Raw genomic sequence first — 13,656 nt, 5'->3', positions numbered from 1 at the left:
GATAAATTGGAGGTATTGTCTCTTGATTGATAAAGAAATCATTTCTGAAATTAAAAACAGCGTCAATATCGTCGATGTCATAGGAGAAACAGTGGCCTTGACTAAGGCTGGGCGGAATTTTCTGGGACTCTGTCCCTTTCATGGCGAAAAGACGCCCTCTTTTAACGTTGTAGAGGATAAGCAGTTTTATCACTGTTTTGGCTGCGGCAAGTCGGGCGATGTCTTCAAATTCATTGAGGATTATCGAGGCGTTTCCTTTATGGATGCTGTGCAGATTGTAGCAGAACGGGCAGGGATTCCTTTGGCTGTGGAGACAGCGGGCAATGACCGACCGAGACAAAGCCATCCGCATCAGGCGCTCTACGATATCCATACCGAGGCAGCCAAGTTTTATCATGCGGTCTTGATGACGACCAAGATGGGAGAGGAAGCTCGGGCTTATCTCTACCAGCGGGGGCTGACAGATGATGTTCTTAAGCATTTTCAAATCGGGCTGGCTCCTAATGAGGGGAATTATCTTCATAAGAGTATGGTTGGCAAGTTTGATGAGAATACCATCATGAACTCGGGCCTCTTCAATCTGGCGGAGAATAATCTGGTCTATGATGCCTTTCAGAATCGGATTATGTTTCCCCTGACCAATGACAGTGGGCAGGTTGTGGCTTTTTCCGGACGGATTTGGCAAGCAGCGGCTTCAGACGGGCATCAGGCCAAGTATAAAAACAGTCGTAGCACCGCTATTTTCAATAAAAGCTACGAGCTCTATCATCTGGATAAGGCCAAGCCGGTTATCAAGAAGAGCCATGAGGTCTATCTGATGGAAGGCTTCATGGATGTGATTGCGGCTTATCGGGCCGGGATTGAGAATGCTGTGGCCTCAATGGGAACAGCTCTGACGCCTGAGCATGTCCAGCATCTGAGCAAGTATTGCAAGAAGATTATCCTGTCTTATGATGGAGATAGGGCAGGGCAGGCAGCGACTGCTAAGGCCTTGGATGAGCTGAGAGATATGACGGTGGAAATTGTTCGGATTCCAGATAATTTGGATCCGGATGAATTTCTAGCTAAAAATTCTGAAGAAGATTTGCAGCATTTGCTGAGTAAAACGCGAATAAGTAATGTGGAGTTTCTGCTGCATCATCTGAAACCAGATAATATTGAAAATCTACAGGCTCAGATTGAGTTTGTAGAGAAGATGGCACCGATTATTGCGAAGACCAAGTCTATCACAGCGCAGAACTCCTATATTTACATGCTGGCTGAGTTGCTTCCGGATTTTGACTATCAGCAGGTGGAGCAGACGGTAAATAACAGTCGCCTGGCTGAGCGATCTAGTCGCAGTCAGGAGGCGCCCACTCATCAGTCTCAACCAGTCGTCATGCAGTTTTCGCCCTCAAACCGGCTGAGTCGTCTGATGAGGGCGGAAAATCATATCTTTCACCGCATGATACATCATCCTTTGATTTTGAACCAATACAGGCTGAGAGAAGACTTTGTATTTGACTCGGAAGAATTGCAGACCTTGTATGAGATTTTGCTGGCAAATGGTGAGGTGACACCGCAGGATTTGTCCCAGCTGCCAGATCATGTTCAGCAGGCTTGGTACCGCGTTTTAGAAGAAGACTTGCCTGATGAGGTTTTGGAAGATGAGTTGAAAGAAGTGGAAGAAACCAGAGAGCGGGAGATTTTGCGCAAGCATAATCAGTTTATTAGTAAGAAGATTCGAGAAGCCTCTCACAGCGGAGATACGGATACAGCCCTGTCCGAGCTGGAGCGCTTGATTGAGCAAAAAAGAAGAATGGAGTAGGAATGGCTACAAAACAAAAAGAAGTAACAACATTAGACGTTCAAATTGCAGAATTTATCCGCAACCACAAGCAGACAGGGGTTGCGACCGATGATGAAATCAATGACCAACTGGTCATTCCTTTCACTTTGGACGCTGATGGGATTGAGGATTTGCTGCAGCGCATCCAGGATGCTGGTATCTCAATTACAGATAAGGAAGGAAATCCCAGCGCGCGCGTCTTAAATAACGAAGAGGAAGAAGCAGAGCTGACGGATGAAGAGCTCTTGGGCAGCAATTCAGCCAAGGTCAATGACCCAGTCCGCATGTATCTGAAAGAAATCGGGGTTGTGCCCCTTCTCAGCAATGAAGAAGAGCAGGAGCTGGCTATCTTGGTAGAGCAGGGAGACTTGGAAGCCAAGCAGCGTCTGGCCGAGGCCAATCTTCGTCTGGTTGTTTCCATTGCCAAGCGCTATGTCGGCCGTGGTATGCAGTTCCTTGACTTGATTCAGGAAGGAAATATGGGGCTGATGAAAGCAGTTGATAAGTTTGACTACACCAAAGGATTTAAGTTTTCAACTTATGCGACTTGGTGGATTCGTCAGGCCATTACCCGTGCGATTGCTGACCAAGCTCGGACCATTCGGATTCCGGTCCACATGGTGGAAACCATTAACAAGCTAGTCCGTGAGCAACGTAATCTCTTGCAGGAATTGGGGCAAGACCCAACACCAGAGCAAATCGCTGAGCGAATGGATATGACACCTGACAAGGTTCGTGAGATTCTCAAGATTGCTCAGGAGCCGGTTTCTCTGGAGACGCCTATCGGTGAGGAAGATGACAGCCATCTGGGTGACTTTATCGAAGATGAAGTGATTGAAAATCCAGTCGACTATACAACTCGTGTCGTCCTTCGTGAGCAGCTGGATGAGGTCTTGGATACGCTGACAGACCGCGAGGAAAACGTCTTGCGTCTGCGCTTTGGTCTGGACGATGGAAAAATGCGGACACTGGAAGATGTCGGCAAGGTCTTCAATGTAACTCGCGAGCGGATCCGCCAGATTGAAGCCAAGGCTCTGCGTAAACTCCGCCACCCAAGCCGCAGCAAACCACTTAGAGACTTTATCGAAGATTAAGAACTGAAAAGCAGCGAGGGACAAAAATCTTTCAGCAGGAAGCATCAAGTCGGCAATCCTAGCTGAAAACAAAAGCCCCTCGAGCTAACTTGAAATTTCTGCTATATCTATAAGGAGGATATTGCATGTCAGAAAAAAAATACAGCCCTGAAGAAGTTGAAAAAATCAAAACGCGTATTTTAGAGAGCTTGGAGCAGGTTATTGACCCAGAGCTGGGGATTGATATTGTCAATCTAGGTCTAATCTATGAAATCCGTTTTGACGAGACCAATGGGGAAACGGAAATCGATATGACCCTGACAACCATGGGATGCCCTCTGGCGGATCTTCTGACTGACCAGATCTATGATGCCATGTCTGATGTTCCAGAGGTTACCAAGACGGATGTTAAGTTGGTTTGGTACCCAGCTTGGACGGTAGAAAAGATGAGCCGCTATGCTCGGATTGCTTTGGGGATTCGCTAAGAACTGATAGTAAGTGTTGGCCTGCTGCGTGCAGGCTTTTGCTTTTTTTAGCAGATTCTGTTATAATGTTCCTATTGTCTTGGGGTCGTTACGGATTCGACAGGCATTATGAGGCACATTTTGCAACCCATCTAGCGGATGTAAAACGCCAGTTAAATATAACTGCAAAAAATAACAATTCTTACGCTTTAGCTGCCTAAAAACCAGCCAGCGTGACCCGATTCGGATTGCTTGTGTCTGATGACAGGTCTTATTATGAGCAAGCTACGGCAAAATCTGGTCTAGGGATTTTGCAAGAGATTGATAGACTCGCTTGACTTGGGCTTGAGCTATGTGTCAAAGTTAAGTCAAACCAATACATAGCCTATGGTTGTAGACAAATGTGTTAGCAGGTGTTTGGACGTGGGTTCGATTCCCACCGGCTCCATTATTTTAAAGTCCTTCTAAAACGTTGAGAAATCAGCGTTTTTTGCTTTTACAATGTCCAGGAAATCTTGATTTCTATCTGAAAAAGTAATACAATGATGTTAGTGATGACAAAGGAAATATTTGTATTTCTATTGGGTTGATTTCATAAGTATTAAGGGAAGTTTGATATGAGTTTTTTTAAGAATCTGTTTGGTAAGAAGCGAGAGCAAGAAGAAGAGAAAGTAGAAAAGGTGGAAGAATCAGTGCTTGATGTGCCTGCTGAGGATCCTTTTCCGAGTGAGTGGGGCTCTTTCTCAACCTATATAGATGACAAGTTGGCTAGTATCCGTCTGAATCTAGCTCTTGCTGATGAGGCACCCTATCCTCTATACGTCTATGCTATGAGGCTCAAGGTAACGCTCCTCCAGTACGATGGGGAGACAGGTTTTCCATCTAGTGATGAGTTTAAAGAGCTGAATGTGATTGAGGACCAGCTTTCTGAGGCTTTGGGCCAGGTCGGTGGCATTCATGTTGGTGTGATTACAACAGATGGAAATATTGAGTTTTACTACTATCTGCAAGACAAAAAGAGCCATCTGGAGCCGATTGCAAACGTGATGCGCGACTTTCCAGACCGCCGCTATGACTCGGCAACCTTGGAAGACGAGGAATGGAATCAGTACTTTGACTTTCTCTATCCTAATGAATACGAGTATCAGACCATTCTCAACCAGCGGGTCTGGTACCAGCTGGAGCAGGACGGCGATGACCATAGTCAGGAGCGCGAGATTGACCATTGGGCCTATTTCGCGTCAGAGGAAGACCGAGATGGTTTCCTAAAGGAAGTCGAAGAACTGGGCTATAGCCTCGTATCTGCTGAAAAGATAGAAGATGCGGATAAACCATATCAGCTGCATGTGATTTGTATGGATACGACGGAAATCTTTGATTTGAACCAGAATGTTTGGACTTTGGTTGAATTTGTGAAAAAATTTAACGGAAACTATGGCGGTTGGGGCTGTAATGTGGTATAATGGTTAAAGTTTTGAGAAAGCTGGGCTTTCTCTTTTGTGGAAGATTACTCAAGAGGCTTAAGAGGCTGTGTTGGAAACGCAGTAGGCGTGTAAAAGCGTGCGTGGGTTCGAATCCCATGTCTTCCGTCATAAGTTGCAAGAAACGCTGTTTGGCGTTTTTTCTATTTGAAAAAGGTTATGAAAGTAAGGTGATTCTTTTTGAAAATGAATTTTTTGGAAATGCTTGAAAACAATTTCAGCAAAAAAAATAAGTAAATTATTGTTCATTTTATATAATAGTGTGGTAAAATGGGATTAATGGATTTTTAAAAAGGATATAAATTAAAGGGAGAATTATGTTTTTTAAACGTCAAAAAGGTAAGTACCACGAAGTAGAGCGTGTGACTCGTTTTAAGCTGATTAAATCGGGTAAGCATTGGCTGCGTGCTGCGACATCACAGTTCGGCCTTTTTAGATCAATGAAGGGGGGAGGCCTTTCATCGATCGAGCTCAAGGTAACGGAAGAACAAGTTGCCGATAAGAAGAGCGGCATAGACTTTTTGAGGGGCATTGTCGCCACGGGAGCCGTGCTTGGCGGAGCTGTTGTCACAAGCACAACTGTCCATGCAGAAGAAGGTCAGGCTCTGGAAAAAGTCATTGACACGACAGACGTTTTAGCGACACGTGGTGAAACAGTTTTAGGAGAAGAAAGCAGTGCTGCTGAGGCAGCAACCGCAACGGCAAGCTCACATACTGAGTCAGAGTCTGTATCAGATACATCCTCAGCCAGTGCCAGTGCTTCTGTCAGTGCATCTATCTCAGCCAGCATTTCAGTTTCAGAGTCAATGTCACAGTCTAGCTCTGCCTCTATCAGTGCTAGCACATCTCAAGCAGTCTCAGATTCCTTAAGTGTATCTGAGTCTCTTTCAGTGTCTTCAAGTACATCTGATTCAGTGAGTGCAAGCACTAGTGCGTCCGCTAGTGCATCAGAGTCAGTCTCAGCCAGTCAGACATCTACCGCCTCTACATCAGAGAGTGCTAGATCCGAAAGTAGCCAGCAGTCAACAGAGGCTTCTAACCAGACAGGACGGAGAAGAACGCGTCGTGACGTAGCAAATGCTGTTGATACAGAGAGACCTGTCGTTGATTTTCCAGGGGAAATAAATGTCTACCGTGGGGAAAGCTTTGAATTTATTGCGACAGCGACTGATAATTCAAATGCTTTCGATATCAATAAGACATATGTTCGTTGGTATAATGGTACTGATTCTGGTAGGGGAACTGAATGGATTGAAAAAACTGTCACTCAAGAAGGTAATCTACTAAAGGTCAAGGTTCATGGGAAAGTGCCAGTAGATACAGATATTGGTCACTATACTCGGTATGTTATGGTTACTGATGCTGCAGGGAACCAAAACGTTTCTAATGAGGAATTTTCAGCTGCTCTTACAAACAAGGACAGAATTCTTAATGGTCAGTTTAGGATTGTTATTCGATACAGACCAAATCTTCCTGAGAATACAGTGCTAGTCAATAATCCAAGCCAACTATCTGAAACTGAAAAAAATCAGGTCAGAGAAGCAATTAAGCAGAGTAATCCAAACTTAAGACCGATAGATGTGGCGGGTAAAAATTTAGATACTGCCATTTCTGTTTCTAATAATGGTACGACTACTATAACGTTCAGAGATAATAGGAAAGCTACAATTCAAGGAAAAGATTTAGTAGATACCCGAGCAGGTAGTACCTCTAAATCTGCAAGCACCTCCGCATCCGTCAGCGCCTCTACCTCAACAATCGCATCTATTGCGGAAAGTAAGTCAGCCTCTGCTAGTGCCTCAACTTCAGCAAGTAGTTCCGCATCTATAAGTACTTCTGTGTCAATTAAGACCTCTGCGTCCACTAGCGCATCGGTAAGTGCAAGTACGTCTGCTTCGACGAGTGCGTCAGTTTCTGCAAGTACCTCCGCTTCGACAAGTGCGTCAGTAAGTGCCAGCACGTCCGCCTCCACTAGCGCGTCGGTAAGTGCAAGTACGTCAGCCTCCACGAGTGCGTCAGTTTCTGCAAGTACGTCTGCTTCAACGAGTGCATCAGTGAGTGCAAGTACCTCCGCTTCAACGAGCGCGTCAGTAAGTGCAAGTACCTCAGCCTCAACAAGTGCATCCGTATCAGCAAGCACGTCAGCGTCGACAAGTGCATCCGTGAGTGCAAGTACGTCCGCATCGACGAGCGCATCCGTGAGTGCAAGTACGTCGGCCTCAACGAGCGCATCCGTAAGTGCAAGTACCTCAGCCTCAACGAGCGCGTCAGTATCTGCAAGCACCTCAGCTTCAACGAGCGCTTCTGTATCTGCAAGTACCTCAGCTTCAACGAGCGCTTCTGTATCTGCAAGCACGTCCGCGTCCACAAGCGCGTCAGTATCCGCAAGTATGTCGGCCTCAACGAGTGCATCGGTAAGTGCAAGTACCTCAGCCTCCACGAGTGCATCAGTAAGTGCAAGTACCTCAGCTTCAACGAGCGCATCAGTAAGTGCAAGTACGTCAGCGTCCACTAGCGCATCAGTAAGTGCAAGTACGTCAGCGTCCACTAGCGCATCAGTAAGTGCAAGTACGTCAGCGTCCACTAGCGCATCAGTAAGTGCAAGTACGTCTGCTTCAACGAGCGCATCAGTAAGTGCAAGTACGTCTGCTTCAACGAGCGCATCAGTAAGTGCAAGTACCTCAGCGTCGACGAGTGCGTCAGTATCTGCAAGCACGTCGGCCTCCACGAGCGCGTCCGTAAGTGCAAGTACGTCTGCTTCAACGAGTGCGTCAGTGAGCGCAAGTACGTCTGCATCGATGAGTGCGTCAGTAAGTGCAAGTACCTCCGCCTCCACGAGCGCGTCCGTAAGTGCAAGTACGTCCGCTTCAACCAGTGCCTCAGTGAGCGCCAGCACCTCAGCGTCCACCAGTGCATCTGTATCTGCAAGTACCTCAGCGTCTACTAGCGCGTCAGTGAGCGCAAGCACGTCAGCGTCCACGAGTGCGTCAGTAAGTGCAAGTACGTCTGCTTCAACGAGCGCCTCAGTAAGTGCAAGTACGTCTGCTTCCACGAGTGCCTCAGTAAGTGCAAGTACGTCAGCGTCAACGAGTGCGTCGGTAAGTGCAAGTACGTCCGCTTCCACGAGTGCGTCAGTGAGTGCCAGCGCGTCCGCTTCAACGAGTGCATCCGTATCTGCAAGTACGTCAGCCTCAACGAGTGCGTCAGTAAGCGCAAGCACATCGGCTTCAACAAGTGCGTCAGTGAGCGCAAGTACCTCGGCGTCCACGAGCGCGTCAGTGAGTGCAAGTACTTCAGCGTCGACAAGTGCGTCCGTTTCAGCAAGTACCTCAGCATCGACGAGTGCATCCGTATCCGCAAGTACGTCCGCCTCAACAAGTGCGTCAGTGAGCGCAAGTACCTCAGCGTCCACTAGTGCATCAGTAAGTGCAAGTACGTCTGCTTCCACGAGCGCATCAGTAAGTGCAAGTACCTCGGCGTCCACGAGCGCGTCAGTAAGTGCAAGTACCTCAGCGTCTACCAGCGCATCCGTTTCAGCAAGTACGTCCGCGTCGGCGAGTGCATCCGTTTCAGCAAGTACGTCCGCGTCTACCAGTGCTTCTGTATCCGCAAGTACTTCAGCGTCAACAAGTGCATCTGTATCAGCAAGTACGTCTGCTTCCACGAGTGCCTCAGTAAGTGCAAGTACGTCAGCGTCAACGAGTGCGTCGGTAAGTGCAAGTACGTCCGCTTCCACGAGTGCGTCAGTGAGTGCCAGCGCGTCCGCTTCAACGAGTGCATCCGTATCTGCAAGTACGTCAGCCTCAACGAGTGCGTCAGTAAGCGCAAGCACATCGGCTTCAACAAGTGCGTCAGTGAGCGCAAGTACCTCGGCGTCCACGAGCGCGTCAGTGAGTGCAAGTACTTCAGCGTCGACAAGTGCGTCCGTTTCAGCAAGTACCTCAGCATCGACGAGTGCATCCGTATCCGCAAGTACGTCCGCCTCAACAAGTGCGTCAGTGAGCGCAAGTACCTCAGCGTCCACTAGTGCATCAGTAAGTGCAAGTACGTCTGCTTCCACGAGCGCATCAGTAAGTGCAAGTACCTCGGCGTCCACGAGCGCGTCAGTAAGTGCAAGTACCTCAGCGTCTACCAGCGCATCCGTTTCAGCAAGTACGTCCGCGTCGGCGAGTGCATCCGTTTCAGCAAGTACGTCCGCGTCTACCAGTGCTTCTGTATCCGCAAGTACTTCAGCGTCAACAAGTGCATCTGTATCAGCAAGTGAGTCTGCTTCCACGAGTGCCTCAGTAAGTGCAAGTACGTCAGCGTCAACGAGTGCGTCGGTAAGTGCAAGTACGTCCGCTTCCACGAGTGCGTCAGTGAGTGCCAGCGCGTCCGCTTCAACGAGTGCATCCGTATCTGCAAGTACGTCAGCCTCAACGAGTGCGTCAGTAAGCGCAAGCACATCGGCTTCAACAAGTGCCTCTGTTTCTGCAAGTACCTCAGCCTCAACGAGCGCATCAGTAAGTGCAAGTACCTCGGCGTCCACGAGCGCGTCAGTAAGTGCAAGTACCTCAGCGTCTACCAGCGCATCCGTTTCAGCAAGTACGTCCGCGTCGGCGAGTGCATCCGTTTCAGCAAGTACGTCCGCGTCTACCAGTGCTTCTGTATCCGCAAGTACTTCAGCGTCAACAAGTGCATCTGTATCAGCAAGTGAGTCTGCTTCCACGAGTGCCTCAGTAAGTGCAAGTACGTCAGCGTCAACGAGTGCGTCGGTAAGTGCAAGTACGTCCGCTTCCACGAGTGCGTCAGTGAGTGCCAGCGCGTCCGCTTCAACGAGTGCATCCGTATCTGCAAGTACGTCAGCCTCAACGAGTGCGTCAGTAAGCGCAAGCACATCGGCTTCAACAAGTGCCTCTGTTTCTGCAAGTACCTCAGCCTCAACGAGTGCATCAGTAAGTGCAAGTACCTCGGCGTCCACGAGCGCGTCAGTGAGTGCCAGCACATCTGCATCAACAAGCGCGTCAGTGAGCGCAAGTACCTCGGCGTCCACGAGCGCGTCAGTGAGTGCAAGTACTTCAGCGTCGACAAGTGCGTCCGTTTCAGCAAGTACCTCAGCATCGACGAGTGCATCCGTATCCGCAAGTACGTCCGCCTCAACAAGTGCGTCAGTGAGCGCAAGTACCTCAGCGTCCACTAGTGCATCAGTAAGTGCAAGTACGTCTGCTTCCACGAGCGCATCAGTAAGTGCAAGTACCTCGGCGTCCACGAGCGCGTCAGTAAGTGCAAGTACCTCAGCGTCTACCAGCGCATCCGTTTCAGCAAGTACGTCCGCGTCGGCGAGTGCATCCGTTTCAGCAAGTACGTCCGCGTCTACCAGTGCTTCTGTATCCGCAAGTACTTCAGCGTCAACAAGTGCATCTGTATCAGCAAGTGAGTCTGCTTCCACGAGTGCATCCGTATCTGCAAGCACGTCAGCGTCGACCAGTGCCTCAGTGAGTGCAAGTACCTCAGCCTCAACGAGTGCGTCAGTATCTGCAAGCACCTCAGCCTCAACGAGTGCGTCAGTATCTGCAAGCACCTCAGCCTCAACGAGTGCGTCAGTATCTGCAAGTACCTCAGCCTCAACGAGCGCATCAGTGAGCGCAAGCACGTCAGCGTCGACCAGTGCCTCAGTGAGTGCAAGTACCTCAGCCTCAACGAGTGCTTCAGTATCTGCAAGCACCTCAGCGTCTACTAGCGCGTCAGTAAGTGCAAGCACCTCAGCGTCGACAAGTGCTTCAGTAAGCGCCAGCACGTCAGCTTCCACGAGCGCGTCAGTAAGCGCAAGCACGTCCGCTTCAACAAGCGCCTCTGTTTCTGCAAGTACCTCAACATCGACCAGCGCGTCAGTAAGTGCAAGCACCTCCGCGTCAACGAGCGCTTCAGTGAGCGCAAGCACGTCCGCATCGACGAGCGCATCGGTAAGTGCAAGTACGTCCGCATCAACTAGCGCCTCAGTTTCAGCAAGTACGTCCGCATCGACGAGCGCATCGGTAAGTGCTAGCACGTCAGCATCTACTAGCGCGTCAGTGAGCGCAAGTACGTCAGCTTCAACCAGTGCATCTGTGAGTGCAAGCACCTCAGCGTCAACGAGTGCGTCCGTATCAGCAAGTACGTCCGCATCGACGAGTGCTTCAGTGAGCGCAAGCACGTCCGCATCGACGAGCGCATCGGTAAGTGCAAGTACGTCCGCCTCAACTAGCGCATCTGTATCTGCAAGCACATCGGCTTCAACAAGTGCCTCTGTTTCTGCAAGTACCTCAGCGTCGACAAGTGCGTCAGTAAGTGCAAGTACGTCCGCATCAACAAGCTCATCAGTTTCAGCAAGCACGTCTGCTTCAACGAGTGCCTCAGTGAGCGCAAGTACGTCTGCTTCAACGAGTGCATCAGTAAGTGCAAGTACGTCTGCATCGACAAGTGCTTCAGTGAGCGCAAGTGCGTCTGCTTCAACGAGTGCATCTGTATCAGCAAGCACATCCGCATCAACCAGTGCATCAGTTTCAGAAAGTACGTCCGCATCGACGAGTGCATCAGTTTCAGCAAGTACGTCTGCTTCAACGAGTGCATCCGTGAGCGCAAGTACGTCAGCCTCAACGAGTGCTTCAGTATCTGCAAGCACCTCAGCCTCAACGAGTGCGTCAGTTTCAGCAAGTACATCCGCGTCGACCAGTGCATCCGTGAGCGCAAGTACGTCTGCTTCAACGAGCGCATCCGTGAGCGCAAGTACGTCCGCGTCGACGAGTGCATCCGTGAGTGCCAGCACGTCAGCGTCCACGAGTGCATCCGTAAGTGCAAGTACGTCCGCGTCGACGAGTGCATCCGTAAGCGCAAGTACGTCCGCGTCCACGAGCGCCTCAGTAAGCGCCAGCACATCCGCTTCAACGAGTGCTTCAGTTTCTGCAAGTACGTCAGCGTCGACAAGTGCCTCAGTAAGTGCAAGTACGTCAGCGTCCACGAGTGCGTCAGTAAGTGCAAGCACCTCAGCTTCCACTAGTGCGTCCGTGAGCGCCAGCACGTCAGCGTCCACAAGTGCCTCTGTATCAGCAAGTACATCTGCATCAACAAGTGCGTCAGTATCCGCAAGTACGTCCGCGTCGACGAGTGCTTCAGTTTCAGCAAGCACGTCGGCTTCAACAAGCTCATCTGCGAAAGCGAGCGAGTCCGCCTCCACGAGTGCATCTGTATCTGCAAGTACCTCAGCCTCCACGAGCGCGTCAGTGAGCGCAAGTACCTCGGCATCAACAAGTGCTTCAGTTTCTGCAAGTGCATCGGCCTCCACGAGTGCGTCGGTAAGTGCCAGCACGTCAGCATCGACAAGTGCGTCAGTGAGCGCAAGTACCTCGGCTTCAACGAGCGCATTGGTAAGCGCAAGTACGTCTGCATCAACGAGTGCCTCAGTAAGCGCAAGTACGTCAGCCTCAACCAGTGCATCTGTATCAGCAAGCACATCTGCATCAACGAGCGCGTCTGTGTCTGCGAGTGAATCTGCATCGACGAGCGCGTCCGTAAGTGCAAGTACATCAGCGTCAACTAGTGCCTCAGTGAGTGCAAGTGAGTCAGCTTCAACTAGTTCATCTGCGAAAGCGAGTGAATCAGCGTCAACTAGTGCCTCTGTATCTGCAAGTACGTCCGCGTCTACTAGCGCATCAGTGAGTGCAAGCACGTCCGCTTCAACGAGTGCGTCAGTGAGTGCAAGCACGTCTGCATCGACAAGTGCGTCAGTGTCAGCAAGTACCTCCGCGTCAACGAGCGCATCAGTATCAGCAAGTACGTCCGCCTCAACGAGTGCCTCAGTAAGTGCAAGTACATCTGCCTCCACGAGTGCCTCAGTAAGTGCAAGCACATCGGCCTCCACGAGCGCGTCGGTAAGTGCAAGCACGTCTGCATCAACCAGTGCGTCAGTGAGTGCAAGCATCTCGGCCTCAACCAGTGCATCTGTATCTGCGAGCGAGTCCGCATCGACAAGCGCGTCCGTGAGCGCAAGTACGTCTGCGTCAACGAGCGCGTCCGTGAGTGCAAGTACTTCTGCGTCGACGAGTGCATCAATATCCGCCAGCACATCGGCATTGACGAGCGCTTCAGTATCCGCAAGTACGTCCGCCTCAACCAGTGCATCAGTATCAGCAAGTACATCCGCTTCAACGAGTTCATCCGTATCTGCGAGCGAATCCGCTTCAGTAAGTGCATCTGCTTTAGCGTTGGCAAGTATATCCGCTTCAGTAAGTGCCTCAGAATCTGCCAGCACTTCGGCTAGTCTGTCTGGTTCAGAAAGTGCTTCAATTAGCGATTCTCAGTCAATCAGTGAGTCAACCTCAGTGAGCACCAGCACCTCAGTCTTGCATAGTCAGCTGGATCTGGTTCATGAGAAGGAATTCTATTCACTCAGCCTTTCTACCAGCGAGTCACTGTCAGCAGCAGTCAGCCTTAGTGAGCTTGCCCGTGTCAGTCAGTCTGTATCGGAAAGCCTGTCTACGAGCCTGTCAGCTAGTCAGAGCACATCTGAAAGCCTGTCCGCTTCAGCAAGACAGTCTGAGCTGGATCTGATTTCCAGAGGCCGTCTGCCTCAGACAGGGGAAACGGAGAGCAAGGCTTCCATCCTGGCTCTGGGCTTAGGAGCGTTGGGCTTGGCCTTCAAGAGACGTAAAAAGAAAAGCGACTCTGAGGAGTAGCAGTAAATAGAGCCAATCAGTTTATCTTTTAGTCCGTCAAAAGTCCACTCTGTTAGTGAGCTGCGGAAGTAATGGATAGAGCAATTCGTAAAGAAATAGTTTGATTATTTCTGGAGCTTG

General features: G+C 50.0%; 5 protein-coding genes, 1 tRNA gene and 1 other RNA gene. All 7 read left to right on the top strand.

Translation table 11 applies throughout. From position 1 onward, the window contains the following. The first annotated feature begins 22 nt into the window (after positions 1-22). Positions 23-1,807 carry a DNA primase gene (dnaG, locus tag J1C91_RS07560; protein ID WP_301280217.1) on the top strand — a complete coding sequence of 595 codons (1,785 nt, stop codon included), beginning with the start codon at positions 23-25 and terminating at the stop codon, positions 1,805-1,807. A 2-nt stretch (positions 1,808-1,809) separates the two neighbouring features. Next, entirely contained in the window at positions 1,810-2,922 is a 1,113-nt protein-coding gene (gene rpoD / locus J1C91_RS07555) for an RNA polymerase sigma factor RpoD (RefSeq protein WP_002897871.1), read from the top strand. A 125-nt stretch (positions 2,923-3,047) separates the two neighbouring features. Next, positions 3,048-3,386 (top strand): metal-sulfur cluster assembly factor, encoded by a 339-nt coding sequence (locus J1C91_RS07550; RefSeq protein WP_002895943.1) that lies wholly within the window; start codon positions 3,048-3,050, stop codon positions 3,384-3,386. A gap of 81 nt (positions 3,387-3,467) precedes the next feature. Beyond that, positions 3,468-3,816, top strand: a transfer-messenger RNA (tmRNA) gene (ssrA, locus tag J1C91_RS07545). A 166-nt stretch (positions 3,817-3,982) separates the two neighbouring features. Continuing rightward, on the top strand, positions 3,983-4,828 hold the full coding sequence (locus J1C91_RS07540) for a DUF695 domain-containing protein (RefSeq protein ID WP_002910130.1): 846 nt from the start codon (positions 3,983-3,985) through the stop codon (positions 4,826-4,828). 38 nt (positions 4,829-4,866) lie between these two features. Further along, positions 4,867-4,954: transfer RNA gene (locus J1C91_RS07535), tRNA-Ser, on the top strand. A gap of 209 nt (positions 4,955-5,163) precedes the next feature. Next, positions 5,164-13,536 carry an accessory Sec-dependent serine-rich glycoprotein adhesin gene (locus J1C91_RS07530; RefSeq protein ID WP_427151642.1) on the top strand — a complete coding sequence of 2,791 codons (8,373 nt, stop codon included), beginning with the start codon at positions 5,164-5,166 and terminating at the stop codon, positions 13,534-13,536. The last annotated feature ends 120 nt before the right edge of the window (positions 13,537-13,656 follow it).

The organism is Streptococcus sanguinis, from assembly GCF_050222175.1.
Lineage (GTDB): Bacteria > Bacillota > Bacilli > Lactobacillales > Streptococcaceae > Streptococcus > Streptococcus sanguinis_M.
Note: the sequence above shows the minus strand (reverse complement) of the source record. Positions and strands in the feature narration are given on the sequence as shown.

Bases quoted from the DNA above. Each gene is read 5' to 3' on its own strand.
- rpoD (WP_002897871.1), top strand. From the start codon at position 1,810: ATGGCTACAAAACAAAAAGAAGTAACAACATTAGACGTTCAAATTGCA.
- J1C91_RS07550 (WP_002895943.1), top strand. From the start codon at position 3,048: ATGTCAGAAAAAAAATACAGCCCTGAAGAAGTTGAAAAAATCAAAACG.
- J1C91_RS07530 (WP_427151642.1), top strand. From the start codon at position 5,164: ATGTTTTTTAAACGTCAAAAAGGTAAGTACCACGAAGTAGAGCGTGTG.
- J1C91_RS07540 (WP_002910130.1), top strand. From the start codon at position 3,983: ATGAGTTTTTTTAAGAATCTGTTTGGTAAGAAGCGAGAGCAAGAAGAA.